Here is a 15,369-nt window from a genome sequence, read left to right as displayed (position 1 = left end):
TCCTTAAATTCGTTTATTAAAAATTATACATGAAAATAGCCATAGTTTGTTATCCAACTTTTGGAGGTAGCGGAGTTGTAGCAACCGAGCTTGGTCTTGAATTGGCAAGGCGGGGACACGAAATTCACTTTATTACCTACAGTCAGCCTGTTCGTTTGGCTTTATTGAATGCAAATGTGCACTACCATGAAGTAAATGTTCCTGAATATCCGTTGTTTCATTATCAACCCTATGAATTGGCGTTGTCAAGTAAATTGGTCGACATGGTCAAATTGTATCAAATAGAGTTGCTTCACGTTCATTACGCCATTCCTCATGCTTATGCAGGATATATGGCCAAGCAAATGCTGAAAGAAGAAGGAATCAAAATTCCAATGGTAACTACACTTCACGGAACTGATATTACTTTAGTGGGCAATCACCCCTTTTACAAGCCAGCAGTAACTTTTAGTATTAATAAGTCAGACGTAGTAACTTCAGTTTCACAGAGTTTAAAAGACAATACGTTAAAGTTGTTCGATATAAAAAAAGAAATAGTTGTAATCCCTAATTTTATAGAATTAGATACTAAAAAAATAGATTCTGATATTCCTTGTTATCGTTCGGTTTTAGCAAAACAAGAGGAGCGCATTATAACTCATATCAGTAATTTCAGAAAAGTGAAACGCATTCCTGATGTCATTAAAATATTCAACAAAATTCAAAAAAAGATACCTGCAAAATTGTTGATGGTAGGCGATGGGCCCGAAAAAGAAAAGGCAGAGCGATTGTGTAATGAATTAGGAATTGCCGATAAAGTTATTTTCTTTGGAAACAGTAATGAAATAGACCGAATTTTGAGTTATTCTGATTTGTTTTTATTGCCTTCAGAAACCGAGAGTTTCGGATTGGCAGCTCTTGAAGCGATGGCATGTAGTGTTCCAGTAATTTCTAGTAACTCGGGTGGCTTACCAGAAGTAAATTTTGATGGTTTTTCAGGATATTTAAGTGATGTTGGTAATGTTGATGAAATGGCTTCAAATGCATTAAAAATATTAAAAGAGGATACTATTCTAAATAAATTTAAGCAAAATGCATTAAAGACAGCTCGGAAATTCGACATCAAAAACATCCTTCCATTGTATGAAGCAATTTACCATAAAGCTATAGAAGATTCTAAAGAAAAAGCAGTTTTAAGTAAAAAGAAAATATAAAATGAAGTTTAATAACAGCTCTTTTATTAAAAATATTTATGTCTTGAGAATGCTAGTCATTTTTTCTTTATTGTTGTTGTTTTCATGCAAATCAGTTACAAAAACAACTACAACTCAAAAATTATATGAAGTACTAACAGAGCAACAAGATGGTGGAGCTCATATTCGTTTTTTTGAAATTCTCTCAGAGCCAAGAGAAATAAAAATGTTGCTAAGTGATGCAAATTTGAGAAAAAAAATAAAACAAGAGGATATAAATACTTGTAATTTTATTATTTTGAATCTTGGTGAAAAAGAAATTTCAGGATCTTCAATACTTATAAAAAGTATAATAGAAACGAATGATAAAATTATAGTTGAAATTGAAGAAATACAATCCAATAGTTCAAATTCAAAACTTCCCGAATACATTTATCCGTATACTATTGTAAAAATAAATTCAAAAAAAGAGTTAGTTGTCAAATAATTTAGAAACGATACTTTATTCCTAATCCAATATTTCCTCTAAAATTATCTTTGTTTTTTTCTTTATAATCGCTAAAATACATTTCGGGTCTGTAATCTAAAGACAGTATTAATGGGGTATCACAAAAGGAATATTCAATGCCTATATCGCCAGTCGCAAAAAGGAAATTTCCATTATAGGCATCATTTTTTACATCATTTTCCCAAACACCAAAGCCAGCACCAAAGCCAGCAAACCAATAAAATCGTTTATCTATATACCAAACCCATTGGTAAAGAGCCGTAAATTTATAAGAATCTATATCTTTATTACTTCTTTTTAAACCCAAATTAATTTCAAGTCTATCACTATCTGAAAGTCCTCTTTGATACGAAAGTTCACCTATAAAGCTGTTGTAACTGCCTATTCGAACTCCAATTGCATTTGTTGCAATTTCTTGGGCTTGCGATAAAAATGAAAACGATATAAAAAGAAGGAGCGTATATATAATTTTTTTCATAAAAAAATGAGTTTTATTTTTACAAATATACAATCTCTAAATAAAAAATCCTGTTTCTATTAAAAAAACAGGATTTTAAATTGAAAAATAAATTATTAATTGAATCTATATCTAATTCCTAAAGCAATATCAGACCCATAATTATTTCTATAATATTTATTTCCTCCAAGCCCAAATTCAGGTCTAAAATCCAAAGAAAGCATAATTGGCACCTCGTCAAAATTATATTCTATCCCAATATCACCAGCAGCAAATACAAAAACACCACTATTATTATAGTATTCATCTTTTTTATTGTAATCAGTACTCCAGCTACCTAATCCCCCACCAACGCCAGCATACCAATTGAATCCGCCATCAATATTCCACACCCATTGATATAAACCTGTAAACTTTATTGCATTATCATCATAACCTCTATTATAATAATCAGATCTATTTCGCCACCCTAAATCTAGTTCCAAACGGTTGTCAGAAGATAATTTTCTTTGATAAGAAATTTCTCCACCAAGACCATCATTGCTGCCTAAACGCAAGCCTAAAGCGTTTTTTGAAATGTCTTGTGCTTGTGAGCCAAATGCTACTCCAATGAGCATAAAAGCAGAAAAAATAAGTTTTTTCATATAATAAATGTATTTGTTTCGGCAAATATACAACCTTAAAATTGACTTTGTTTTAAAAGCATACAAGTATTTAAACAATTACTTTTTTTCAGTAAAAATAAGCGAAGCAATTAATTTACTACTAATCATATTTTCCATTTCAAATAAATCTTCCTCTTCAGTATAGTTAGTGTCTTTGTAACGATACAATTTCCAGCGTTTGTAATTGTATTCTAATGCAGTTAGATTTTCTATCCAATCGCCTGAATTCAAATACATAATTGAACCATTTTTATTTTCTTTCTTTATAATTTTAGGTTCATGGATATGACCACAAATAACAAAGTCATATTTTTTTTCTATTCCAAGTTCTGTAGCGGTTTGCTCAAAATCAGAAATATGCTTGACGGCTTTTTTTACACTAGATTTTATTTTTTTTGAAAAGGAATAGGGCTCTTTGCCTATTTTTGATAGGAACCAATTTACGAATCGGTTTATTAAAATCAGGTAATCGTAGCCAACACCACCTAATTTAGCTATCCATTTAGAATGTTGTACGGAGGTATCAAAAACATCTCCATGAAAAATCCATGCTTTTTTATCGCCTAATTCTAAAACGACTTTGTCAACTAGAGAAATATTTCCCATAGTGAGATCGCTAAATTTGCGAAGCATTTCATCATGATTACCAGTGATGTAATATACTTTTGTCCCTTTTGAAGCCAGATTTATAATCTTTTGAATTACTTTTAAATGAGTCGAAGGGAAATACGATTTTCTAAATTGCCAAATGTCAATAATATCTCCATTAAGTACTAAAATTTTTGGTTTAATAGTAGATAAATAGTTAACTAATTCTTTAGCATGGCATCCAAAAGTGCCTAAATGAATATCAGATAGTACAACTAATTCTATTTTTCGCTTTTTCAATGTAAATGATTTGAAGTTTTACAAATTAATACAATGTATATTAACAAGGAATAAACTAAACATTAATAAATAGTTCAAGAAGTGACTGAAGTGCTTATTTTTATTTATAAGATTTAATTTTATGCTTTTAAACCTAAAACTAAAATGGTACTTTTGTTTAAAATTAAATTATAATGGCAGGAAATAGTTACGGAACACTTTTTAAACTTTCCACTTTTGGGGAATCACATGGTGAAGCTTTAGGTGGAATTATTGATGGATGCCCGGCGGGTATCGTTCTCGATTTAGAAAATATTCAATACGAAATGTCACGAAGAAAACCGGGACAGTCAGCAATTGTTACCCAACGAAAAGAAGAAGATGAGGTTCAATTTCTCTCCGGAATTTTCGAAGGCAAAACTACAGGAACTCCAATAGGTTTTATAATTCCGAATACGAATCAAAAATCGGATGATTATTCACATATAAAAGATACATATAGACCCAGTCATGCCGATTATGTGTATGAAAAAAAATACGGTATACGCGATTATCGTGGTGGCGGTAGAAGTTCAGCTCGTGAAACCGCTAGTAGAGTAGTAGCGGGTGCTATTGCCAAACAAGTTTTAAAAGACATTAAAATCAATGCTTTTGTTTCGTCAGTTGGCGAAATTTTTATTGATAAACCCTATCAAGAATTGGATTTTTCTAAAATAGAAAGCAATCCTGTACGATGTCCTGACGAAGAAGCTGCTGCAAAAATGGAAGAGCATATTCGCGACATTCGCAAACAAGGCGATACCGTTGGAGGTACCATTACTTGTGTCATTCAAAATGTACCTATTGGTTTAGGTGAGCCTGTTTTTGATAAATTACATGCCGAATTAGGTAAAGCCATGCTTTCTATAAATGCCGTAAAAGGTTTTGAATACGGAAGCGGATTTTGTGGCGCTAGAATGAAAGGAAGCGAACACAATGATTTATACAATCCTGACGGAACTACTAAAACGAATCTTTCGGGTGGAATTCAAGGTGGAATCAGCAACGGAATGGATGTTTATTTCCGAGTGGCATTCAAGCCAGTGGCTACATTAATTCAGAAACAAGAAGTTTTAGACAATCAAGGAAACATTGTTGAGCTTACCGGAAAAGGACGCCATGATCCTTGCGTAGTTCCTCGTGCTGTGCCTATTGTTGAAGCTATGGCAGCCCTAGTTTTAGCTGATTTTTATTTGTTAAATAAGACGTATTTGTAAACAGAAGTCAATTTATTATTACTAATAATGCTCTACCTTAGTTTTAAGTTTTTTCAAACAATCTAAACTATTTATGACAACAACAGAAACTAAAAAGCAATCGTATTTCTCCAATTTAACGGTTCAAATACTTATTGCAATGTTGCTTGGAGCGGCTTTAGGAATATTTATATTCAAAAATTATGATGTAGCTACTGCAAAGGCATTTAGTGATAAAATAAAAATATTGGCTACTGTTTTTATTCGATTGGTGCAAATGATAATTGCTCCGTTGGTCTTTACTACTTTGGTTGTTGGAATAGCAAAATTAGGCGACATTAAAACCGTAGGGCGAATAGGAGGAAAAGCAATGGCTTGGTTCTTTTCAGCTTCATTTATTTCGTTGTTAATAGGAATGTTTTGGGTAAATGTTTTACAGCCAGGTGTTGGACTTCAATTAAATACAATCGATTTATCGACTGCTTCAGAAGTAACGGAGAAAACGCAAAATTTTTCTGCTCAAAACTTTGTAGAACATATTATTCCAAAGAGTATTATAGAAGCTATGGCTATGAATGAAATATTACAAATTGTAATTTTCTCTATCTTTTTTGGATTAGCGGCTGCATCAATAGGCGATTATACTAAACCTGTAATTAATGCTCTTGATAAAACGTCACATATCATTTTAAAAATGGTAAACTATGTTATGAAGTTTGCTCCGATGGGTGTTTTTGGAGCTATTGCTGGGGTTTTTGCCATTCGAGATTTGAATGATTTGTTATTGACCTATGCCAAGTTTTTTGGTTCTTTTTTAGTTGGTATAACTTCGCTTTGGTTTTTTCTTTTAGCCATTGGATTTGTTCTTCTAGGCAAACGAATGATTACACTTTTAAAACATATTGTTAGTCCGTTAATTATTGCTTTTGGAACGACGAGTTCTGAAGCCGTTTTTCCCAAACTTACCGAAGAGTTGGAGCGTTTTGGAGTTAAAGACAAAATCGTTTCTTTTATGTTGCCTTTAGGCTATTCTTTTAATTTAGATGGTAGTATGATGTACATGACTTTTGCAAGTATTTTTATTGCGCAAGCTTATGATATTCCTTTAGATTTACCTACTCAATTAACGATGTTGTTTGTTTTAATGCTTACGAGTAAGGGCATTGCAGGAGTTCCAAGAGCGAGTTTAGTAATTGTCGCAGCCACTTGCGGAATGTTTAAAATTCCAGTTGAAGGAATTGCCTTAATTCTTCCAATTGATCATTTTTGTGACATGTTTAGAAGCGCAACAAATGTTTTAGGAAACGCATTAGCAACTTCAGCCATTGGGAAATGGGAAAAAGAATAGTAGGTTTTCCATTTATTTATAAAATAATTCATCAGGAAAGACTCAATCAGTTTACATCTAGATTTTCATCCAGCTTTTAATAAGTTTTATTTAATAAAATAAATATTTGTATTCATTAAAATAAAAACTAAATTTGCAGTTGGTTTTATAATTCCGTTTATTGTTTTAAATTATTAGCATATTACCATTAAAAATGAAGAAAATTTTATGTTTTATCCTTCTTGTTAGCTTTTTTTGCTCCTGTAGTGAATATCAAAAAGCATTAAAATCTGAAGATGTTGGAGTAAAATATGAAATGGCTTCTAAGTTATACGATTTAGGGAAATTTGAAAAGGCAATACGTATTTTTGAAGAAATTGCCCCAGCTTATAGAGGAAAGCCTCAAGCTGAAAAAATGTTTTATATGTTTGCTCAGTCTTATTATAGAACCAAGCAATATTATTTAGCAGGATATCAATTCGAAAGTTTTGCCTCTAGCTATCCAAAAAGTGAGAAAGTAGAAGAAGCGTCTTTTTTAGGAGCTAAAAGTTATTCAAAATTATCCCCAGTATACAGTTTAGATCAAGCAGATACTTTTAAAGCAATTAATAAACTACAAGAATTTATTGATGTCTATCCAAATTCTGAATTTGTTAATGAAGCCAATGCAGATTTAAAAATATTGACGGATAAAATCGAGAAGAAAGTATACGAAAATGCAAAACAATACAATACAATTTCAGATTACAAATCAGCAATTGTGGCACTAGATAACTTTATTTCAGATTATCCAGGAACAAAATACAAAGAGGAAGCCTTATTTTTTAGGTTAGATTCTGCTTATCGCTTAGCAATAAATAGTGTAGTTTCGAAAATGCAAGACCGATTGTTAAATGCTAAAGTTGCCTACGGTAACCTAATTAAAAATACCGAGAATAAAGAATACCGAGAAAAAGCTGACGAAATGTTAGCCAAGATTGAAAAAGATTTACAACAATTTTCTAAATAATTAAAGTCATGGATTTAAAAAAGACGAATGCTCCAGTAAACACAATCACTTACAATAAAAGTGTTATTGAAGAGCCTACTGGTAACGTATATGAAGCGATAACGATTATGGCTAAAAGAGCAAACCAAATTAATTCTGAAATTAAAAAAGAACTAACAGAAAAGTTGGAAGAATTTGCTACTTATAATGATAGTTTGGAAGAAGTTTTTGAAAACAAGGAACAAATTGAAGTTTCAAAATTCTACGAAAAATTACCTAAATCTCATGCCCTAGCTGTTCAAGAATGGTTAGACGGTAAAATTTATTACAGAGATACTAATAATAACAAATAGTATAATGTCAGTTTTAAGCGGTAAAAAAGTAATACTAGGAATTTCTGGTGGTATTGCCGCTTACAAAACAGCAACATTAGTACGATTATTTATAAAAGCAGGTGCGCATGTCCAAGTGATAATGACACCTGCTTCTAAGGATTTTGTAACTCCACTCACTTTATCTACGCTTTCAAAAAATCCCGTCTATTCTACTTTTTATAATATAGATGATGACTCTAAGAATAATACTCAACATCCCAAAAGTGATACTCTTTGGAACAATCATGTAGAATTAGCACTTTGGGGAGATATTATGGTAATTGCTCCAGCTACAGCAAATACACTTTCTAAAATGGTAAATGGCAATTGCGATAATTTGTTAATTGCAACTTATTTATCAGCCAAATGCCCTGTTTATTTTGCTCCGGCTATGGATTTAGATATGTACAAACATCCATCAACTGTCGCTAGTTTTCAGGCTTTAAAAAACTTTGGAAATACTATAATTCCTGCTGAAAATGGAGAACTTGCCAGTGGGCTTTCTGGCGAAGGTCGTATGGCAGAACCTGAGAATATTATTGCATTTCTTGAAGCCGATTTAGAAAGTAAACTTCCCTTAAAAGGAAAAAAAATACTCATTACTGCGGGACCAACATACGAAGCAATAGATCCTGTACGTTTTATTGGAAATCATTCTTCAGGGAAAATGGGTTTTGATATTGCTAAAAGTGCTTCGAGTTTAGGTGCAGAAGTCATTTTAGTAACTGGACCTACTCATCAAATATTGGATGATGCTAATGTAAAATTAATTTCCGTAATTTCTGCACAACAAATGTACGATGCTTGTCATCTTTATTTTAGTGAAGTTGATGTAGCTATAGCCGCAGCAGCAGTTGCTGACTATAGGCCCAAGAATGTGGCAAATCAGAAAATTAAAAAATCGGATGCAAGTTTTACTATCGAATTAGAAAAAACAAAAGATATATTAGAGTCTCTAGGGAAAATTAAAGACAAACAATTTTTAATTGGGTTTGCTTTAGAGACCGAAAATGAAATTGAAAATGCAAAGTTAAAAATTCAGAAAAAAAACTTAGATTTGATAGTTTTAAATTCATTGCAAGATGAAGGTGCTGGATTTGGAAAATCTACCAATAAAGTTACTTTTATTGATTCCTTTTTTAATGTGGAGTCTATGCAATTAAAATCGAAAGAAGCCGTTGCTAATGATATACTAAACAAAATTATTGCGCATTATGAAATTCGCCATTAACTAGAAGTTTGCTTTAGCAAACACAAATCAGTGAAAAGCGGATACCATTTATGACCTTTAATAATATCTTTTACAAATATGAATAAAATTTTTGTTTTTTTTCTGCTGTTTTCAGTGCCCTTTGTAAATGCTCAAGAGCTTAATTGTGTTGTAAAAGTAAATTTTGACCAAGTAACGCGAACCAACAATCAAATATTTGGCACTCTAGAAAAAGCATTGTCAGACTTTATTAATAAAACCAATTGGACAGGAAAAGAATACAAACCTTACGAAAGAATAAATTGTTCGATGGTTATAAATGTTACTTCATATGATGTTGATAAATTCACATCAACATTGCAAGTGCAATCATCAAGAGCAGTTTATAATTCTACGTATTCCTCGCCAGTGTTTAATTACAACGATAAAGATTTTAGTTTTACTTATACTGAATTTCAAAATTTAATTTTCAATCCAGCCAATTTCGATTCTAATTTATTATCAGTGATTGCTTATTACTGTTACATGATAATTGGCATTGATGCTGATACTTTTGCACTAAACGGTGGAACATCTAGTTTTGAAACTGCGCAAGAAATAACTTCTGTTGCTCAAAACGGCGGTTATAAAGGTTGGTCTCAAGGCGATAGTAACCAAAATAGATTCCATCTTCTAAATGACATTATGTCAAACACTTTTAGTGTTTTTAGAGAAGCAATGTTTCAATATCATTTGTCAGGATTAGATACTATGAATGCAGATATAAAAGGGGCTAAATCTAAAATTAAATCTGCAATTGAATCGTTTTCAAAAATAAACTCAATTCGTCCGAACGCCTTTTTATCTCGTATTTTTTTTGATGCAAAATCAGATGAAATTGTTTCTATTTTTTCTGGTGGACCAAATATTCCAATAGACGATTTAGTAACTAATTTAAACAGAGTTTCTCCTTTAAATGCTGCTAAATGGTCTGAAATTAGATAAATGAATGGTTTTCAAAAAATTAAAATTACCCTATTCCAGCTCTAAATGATAACAACACTTTCTATCGAAAATTATGCTTTGATTGAAAAATTATCAATTGATTTTTCAAAAGGATTATCAATAATTACTGGAGAAACAGGTGCTGGGAAGTCAATACTTTTAGGTGCTTTAGGATTAGTTTTAGGAAAAAGAGCCGATTTGTCTTCTCTTAAAAATAAAAGTGAAAAATGTATTATTGAAGCTCATTTTCAAATTTCAGACTACAATTTGCAGCCTTTTTTTACGGCAAATGATTTAGATTATGAAGACCAAACCATTATTAGAAGGGAGATTTTGCCTTCGGGTAAATCGAGAGCTTTTATAAATGATACTCCAGTAAATCTTCAGGAATTGCAAGATTTGAGTTTGTATTTAATTGATATCCATTCACAACATCAAACTCAAGAATTATCCGATGAAGATTTTCAATTTCAAATTATAGATTCTATAGCAAACAATCAGGAATTACTAGAAAAATATAGTGCCTCATTTAAGTTGTTCAAGAACCAAAAATCCGACTTGTTAGATTTAAATTCCCAAATGCAATTGGCTTTAAAGGAGCAAGATTATAACGCTTTTTTATTAGAAGAGTTGCTTCAAGCCAAATTAGAGTCAAGTAATCAAGAAGAGTTAGAATTGATTTTAGAAAAATTATCTAATGTTGAGGCGATAAAAGAAAATGTCGAAAAAGCACTGAGTATAGCCTCTGACGAACAGTTTGGAGTGTTGCAGAATTTAAAAGAAATTAAAAATTCTTTGCAAAAAACAACTGGTTTTTCTTCCGAATATCAATCATTATTCGATAGAGTAAACAGCGTTGTAATTGAGTTAGACGATATTGTTAACGAGTTAAATCAAGTTGTCGAGAATCTTATAAACGATCCTGAGCAATTAGAAATAGTGACTCAAAAATTACAATTAATTTATAGTCTTCAAAAAAAACATCAGGTTTTAAGTGTTCAAGAATTATTGCAAATTCAAAACGATTTAGATACTAAAGTTGTTGCAGTAAGTACTTTAGAAAATCAAATTATTATTTTAGAAAACCAAATTCAACAGTCGGTAATTGCGTTAGATAGCATTTCAAATTTAATTCATTCTAATAGAAAAAAAGCGATACCAACTTTAACTCAAAAATTGATTGCGATTCTAGAACAATTGGGTATGCCAAATGTTCGTTTTAATATTGAAGTTAATGCAACATTAAATTATTTTCAAAACGGAAAAGATGAATTGCAATTTTTATTTTCAGCAAACAAAGGTTCAGATTTTGGGCTGCTTAAAAAAGTAGCCTCTGGTGGAGAATTATCCAGAATTATGCTCGCTGTAAAAGCTATATTAGCACAATATTCAAAATTACCAACCATTATTTTTGATGAAATTGATACTGGAGTTTCTGGAGAAATCGCCATCAAAATGGGTGATATTATGAAAGAAATGAGTAAAAGCATGCAAGTGTTTGCCATTACCCATTTGCCTCAAATCGCTGCTAAAGGAAACAGTCATTTTAAGGTTTTTAAAACGACTCTTCAAGAAATGACACATTCCGAATTAAAATTATTATCTGCTGAGGAGAGGGTTATAGAAATTGCTCAAATGCTGTCAGGAACTGTTGTTTCAGAATCGGCTTTAATTCATGCAAAAGCCTTGTTAGACTAAAAATATCAATTATATTTACATCCTAATAACATGAATTCCAATTTAAATTTTAGATAAACCGATTAACATTTTAAGTATGATTATTGAACCAAGAATGAGAGGATTTATTTGTTTAACTGCCCACCCAAAGGGATGCGAACAAAGCGTTAAAAATCAGATAGAATATATAAAATCAAAAGGGCCTATTGATGGGGCAAAAAGAGTATTAGTAATTGGAGCTTCAACTGGATTCGGATTGGCGTCTAGAATTGCAAGTGCATTTGGTTCTGATGCAGCAACGATTGGAGTATTTTTTGAAAAACCACCTACTGAAGGAAAAACGGCTTCTCCAGGATGGTACAATGCTGCAGCTTTCGAAAAAGAAGCTGCAAAAGAGGGTTTATATGCAAAAAGTATAAACGGTGATGCGTTTTCTAACGAAATCAAACAGCAAACGATTGATCTAATAAAAGCTGATTTAGGACAAGTTGATTTAGTTATTTATAGTTTAGCGTCCCCTGTTCGTTTGCATCCAACTACTGGTGTTTTACATCGTTCGGTTTTAAAACCAATAGGGCAAACGTTTACCAATAATACGGTAGATTTTCATTCAGGAAAAGTATCTGAAATTACTATTGAGCCTTGCAGTGGCGACGACATTGAAAATACGGTTGTAGTAATGGGAGGTGAGGATTGGTCGATGTGGATTGACGCTTTAAAACAAAATAATTTATTAGCTGATGGCGCAACGACAGTTGCCTATTCTTATATTGGATCATCTTTAACAGAAGCCGTCTACAGAAACGGAACCATTGGTCGTGCAAAAGACCATCTTGAAGCTACTGCTTTTTCTATTAAAGACAGTCTAAAAAGTATTAACGGAAATGCATTCGTTTCAGTCAATAAAGCTTTGGTTACCCAAGCAAGTTCAGCAATACCCGTAATTCCTTTGTATATTTCTTTATTGTATAAAATCATGAAAGCTAAAGGAACTCATGAAGGTTGTATTGAACAAATTCAACGATTGTACCAACAACGATTGTTTACTGGAGCAGCTGTTCCAGTTGATGAAAAAGGAAGAATAAGAATTGATGATTGGGAATTGGATGCCGAAGTTCAAGATGAAGTTTCGAAATTATGGGCATTTGCAACAACCGAGAATTTACCAGAAATAGGCGATTTAGAAGGATACAGGAAAGATTTTTATAACCTATTTGGATTTGGATTTGAAGGTGTAGATTATTCAGCTGACGCCAATGAAATGGTAAATGTAGATAGTATAAAATAGTTGTTTTCACAAACAAGTAACATCTAAATTTCTTTACTTTTATAGTAAAGGGTTTAGATGTTTTTTATTAAAAACAAATAGAAATTTATTTATAATTTTAGAATATGTACAATTTATTAAAAGGAAAACGAGGAATTATTTTTGGAGCTTTAGATGAAAATTCAATTGCTTGGAAAACGGCAGAGCGTGTTCATGAAGAAGGAGGTACTTTTGTATTGACAAATGCACCAGCATCTATAAGAATGGGAACAATTGACAAATTAGCGTTAAAAACCAATGCTCAAATTATTCCAGCCGATGCCACTTCGGTTTCTGATTTAGAACATCTTGTTGATGAAGCGGTACAAATTTTAGGCGGTAAAATTGATTTTGTGCTTCATTCAATAGGGATGTCAGTAAATGTTCGAAAAGGCAATCATTACACCAATGAAAATTACGAATTTACAGAAAAAGGCTGGAACGTATCAGCTCTTTCATTTCATAAAGTAATGCAAGTATTATACAAAAAAGAAGCTATGAACGAGTGGGGAAGCATCGTTGCGTTGTCTTACATGGCGGCACAACGCGTTTTTCCAGACTATAATGATATGGCTGACAATAAAGCCTATTTAGAATCTATTGCGAGAAGTTTTGGCTATTTTTTTGGTAAAAACAAGAAGGTAAGAGTCAACACAATTTCACAATCGCCTACAGCTACGAAGGCAGGACATGGGGTAAAAGGCTTTGATGATTTTATAGCCTATTCCGATAAAATGTCGCCATTAGGCAATGCAACTGCTTTAGATTGTGCTAATTATACGGTTACTTTGTTTTCAGATTTAACTAAGAAAGTAACGTTACAAAATTTGTATAATGACGGAGGATTTTCTAATATGGGAGTTAGTCAGGAAATTCTAGATCATTTTAAAGAGTAAATCCAAATTAATTTAAACTTAAAACCCATCAATTAGATGGTTTTTGTTTTCTATAAAGTTTATATTTGTTAAAAAAAGTGAAACATGTTTTTTTCATTAATTATTCCAGTTTATAATAGACCCGATGAAGTAAATGAGCTTTTAGAAAGTTTGTTATTATCAGATTATAGTGCTGATTTTGAAGTTGTAATTATTGAAGATGGATCGACAATAACTTGTAAGAACATTGTCGAGAATTATCAAAATAAACTAAATATTTCCTACTATTTCAAAGAAAATTCAGGGCCTGGAGATTCTAGAAATTTTGGAATGAAAAAAGCAAAAGGCGATTATTTTATTATTTTCGATTCAGATTGTATTATTCCAAAACACTATTTGTCTGAAGTTGCTAGAAGCTTAGAAAACAATTATGTAGATTGCTTTGGCGGACCCGATAAAGCTTTAGATTCTTTTTCAGATGTACAGAAAGCCATAAATTTTGCAATGACTTCTTTTTTAACCACAGGCGGAATTCGAGGAGGGTCTGAGAAAATAGATAAATTTCAACCTAGAAGTTTCAATATGGGATTGTCTAAAAAAGCTTTTGAAGTTTCAGGTGGTTTTGGAAACATTCATCCCGGTGAAGATCCTGATTTAACGATTCGATTATGGAATTTAGGATTTGAAACCAAATTGTTTCCTAACGCTTTTGTGTATCATAAACGAAGAATCGATTGGAATAAGTTTTCAATTCAGGTAAATAAATTTGGCAAGGCAAGGCCTATTTTAAATAGCAGATATCCTCAATACAATAAGCTCACTTATTTTTTTCCATCGGTTTTTAGTATTGGTTTTGGTATTTCGGTTTTCTTATTGATACTTTTACATGACACACTATTTAAGTGTTATGTTTTCTATTTTTTAATGATTTTTGTATTTTCCAGCTATCAAAATAAGAGCATAAAAATAGGTTACTTATCTGTTATTGCAGTTTGGAAACAGTTTTTTGGTTATGGTTTGGGATTCATTAATTCCTATTTCAAAATAATAGTATTAAAACAAAATCCTCAAAAAGCATTTCCTGAATTATTCTTTAAATCATGACAAAAATTATAGGATTAACTGGAGGCATTGGAAGCGGAAAAACAACCATTGCCAATTATTTTGCTGAGAAAGGAATTCCTGTATATATAGCTGATGATGAAGCAAGAAAAATTACAGAATCACCTGAAATTCTGATATCAATTCGAAAGATTTTCGGAGATGAAGTATTTAATAATGAAAAATTAGATAGGGTAAAAGTCTCTCAAATTGTTTTCAATGATAAAGATAAATTAAAGCAATTAAATGCGATAATTCATCCTGCAGTAAAAAAGCATTTTAAAAGTTGGGTATTGCAAAACTCTAATTTTGATTTTGTCGTATATGAAACTGCAATATTATTTGAAAGCGGGAGTTATAAGCAATGTGATTTTGTGATTTCGGTAATTGCTCCCATTGAAACAAGAATTAAAAGAGTTATGATAAGAGATTCTATTTCACGTGAAGATGTGCTTAAGAGAATGGAAAATCAATGGTTAGACGAGCAACGAATTAAGAATAGCGACTTTATTATTGAAAATACAAATAAGAAAGAGATGATGCTTCAGGTAGATGAAATTCTTAAAAAAATTGCAATTCAGTAATATTATTAACATTTGTTAATCTTTGGTTAATATATTGAT

Annotated in this window: 16 protein-coding genes; 13 read left to right on the top strand and 3 right to left on the bottom strand. The window is 31.7% G+C overall.

The features are described from left to right. The first annotated feature begins 29 nt into the window (after nt 1-29). Entirely contained in the window at nt 30-1,193 is a 1,164-nt protein-coding gene (bshA, locus tag F6464_RS12765) for an N-acetyl-alpha-D-glucosaminyl L-malate synthase BshA (protein ID WP_151108338.1), read from the top strand. Between the two features lies 1 nt (nt 1,194). After that, nucleotides 1,195-1,659: a protease complex subunit PrcB family protein gene (locus F6464_RS12760; protein WP_151108337.1), complete on the top strand. Its 465-nt coding sequence runs from the start codon at nt 1,195-1,197 to the stop codon at nt 1,657-1,659. A 1-nt stretch (nt 1,660) separates the two neighbouring features. Here the strand turns inward: F6464_RS12760 and F6464_RS12755 are convergent, their stop codons facing one another. The 3 genes from F6464_RS12755 to F6464_RS12745 all read right to left on the bottom strand — a co-directional run bounded on the left by F6464_RS12755 (nt 1,661) and on the right by F6464_RS12745 (nt 3,690). Further along, nucleotides 1,661-2,158, bottom strand: coding sequence for a porin family protein (locus tag F6464_RS12755; protein ID WP_151108336.1), 498 nt, complete (start codon nt 2,156-2,158; stop codon nt 1,661-1,663). A gap of 95 nt (nt 2,159-2,253) precedes the next feature. Next, a complete protein-coding gene (locus F6464_RS12750) occupies nt 2,254-2,781 on the bottom strand; it encodes a hypothetical protein (RefSeq protein WP_151108335.1) in 528 nt (175 codons plus the stop codon). Between the two features lie 78 nt (nt 2,782-2,859). Next, nucleotides 2,860-3,690 (bottom strand): UDP-2,3-diacylglucosamine diphosphatase, encoded by an 831-nt coding sequence (locus F6464_RS12745; protein WP_151108334.1) that lies wholly within the window; start codon nt 3,688-3,690, stop codon nt 2,860-2,862. A 173-nt stretch (nt 3,691-3,863) separates the two neighbouring features. On the opposite strand from F6464_RS12745, the gene aroC reads away from it, so the two are divergent. The 11 genes from aroC (at nt 3,864) to coaE (ending at nt 15,330) form a co-directional block, all read left to right on the top strand. Next, a complete protein-coding gene (aroC, locus tag F6464_RS12740) occupies nt 3,864-4,925 on the top strand; it encodes a chorismate synthase (protein ID WP_151108333.1) in 1,062 nt (353 codons plus the stop codon). A 73-nt stretch (nt 4,926-4,998) separates the two neighbouring features. Continuing rightward, nucleotides 4,999-6,252, top strand: coding sequence for a dicarboxylate/amino acid:cation symporter (locus tag F6464_RS12735; protein ID WP_151108332.1), 1,254 nt, complete (start codon nt 4,999-5,001; stop codon nt 6,250-6,252). 193 nt (nt 6,253-6,445) lie between these two features. Beyond that, on the top strand, nt 6,446-7,240 hold the full coding sequence (locus tag F6464_RS12730; RefSeq protein ID WP_151108331.1) for an outer membrane protein assembly factor BamD: 795 nt from the start codon (nt 6,446-6,448) through the stop codon (nt 7,238-7,240). A gap of 8 nt (nt 7,241-7,248) precedes the next feature. Next, nucleotides 7,249-7,572 (top strand): DNA-directed RNA polymerase subunit omega, encoded by a 324-nt coding sequence (locus F6464_RS12725; RefSeq protein ID WP_151108330.1) that lies wholly within the window; start codon nt 7,249-7,251, stop codon nt 7,570-7,572. A 4-nt stretch (nt 7,573-7,576) separates the two neighbouring features. Next, nucleotides 7,577-8,824 carry a bifunctional phosphopantothenoylcysteine decarboxylase/phosphopantothenate--cysteine ligase CoaBC gene (gene coaBC / locus F6464_RS12720; protein WP_151108329.1) on the top strand — a complete coding sequence of 416 codons (1,248 nt, stop codon included), beginning with the start codon at nt 7,577-7,579 and terminating at the stop codon, nt 8,822-8,824. A 78-nt stretch (nt 8,825-8,902) separates the two neighbouring features. Beyond that, complete coding sequence (gene porD / locus F6464_RS12715; RefSeq protein ID WP_151108328.1) at nt 8,903-9,787, top strand: type IX secretion system protein PorD; 885 nt, start codon at nt 8,903-8,905, stop codon at nt 9,785-9,787. A gap of 45 nt (nt 9,788-9,832) precedes the next feature. Continuing rightward, nucleotides 9,833-11,485, top strand: a complete 1,653-nt coding sequence (gene recN / locus F6464_RS12710; protein WP_151108327.1) for a DNA repair protein RecN — start codon at nt 9,833-9,835, stop codon at nt 11,483-11,485. Between the two features lie 76 nt (nt 11,486-11,561). Next, nucleotides 11,562-12,752 carry an enoyl-ACP reductase FabV gene (fabV, locus tag F6464_RS12705; RefSeq protein WP_151108326.1) on the top strand — a complete coding sequence of 397 codons (1,191 nt, stop codon included), beginning with the start codon at nt 11,562-11,564 and terminating at the stop codon, nt 12,750-12,752. A 104-nt stretch (nt 12,753-12,856) separates the two neighbouring features. Next, nucleotides 12,857-13,666, top strand: coding sequence for an enoyl-ACP reductase FabI (locus F6464_RS12700; RefSeq protein ID WP_151108325.1), 810 nt, complete (start codon nt 12,857-12,859; stop codon nt 13,664-13,666). An 84-nt stretch (nt 13,667-13,750) separates the two neighbouring features. After that, entirely contained in the window at nt 13,751-14,749 is a 999-nt protein-coding gene (locus tag F6464_RS12695; protein WP_151108324.1) for a glycosyltransferase, read from the top strand. After that, nucleotides 14,746-15,330, top strand: a complete 585-nt coding sequence (coaE, locus tag F6464_RS12690) for a dephospho-CoA kinase (RefSeq protein ID WP_151108323.1) — start codon at nt 14,746-14,748, stop codon at nt 15,328-15,330. Before F6464_RS12695 ends, coaE begins: the two co-directional genes overlap by 4 nt. Nucleotides 15,331-15,369 lie beyond the last annotated feature (39 nt).

This window comes from Flavobacterium luteum, from assembly GCF_008806775.1.
GTDB classification, from domain to species: domain Bacteria; phylum Bacteroidota; class Bacteroidia; order Flavobacteriales; family Flavobacteriaceae; genus Flavobacterium; species Flavobacterium luteum.
Note: the sequence above shows the minus strand (reverse complement) of the source record. Positions and strands in the feature narration are given on the sequence as shown.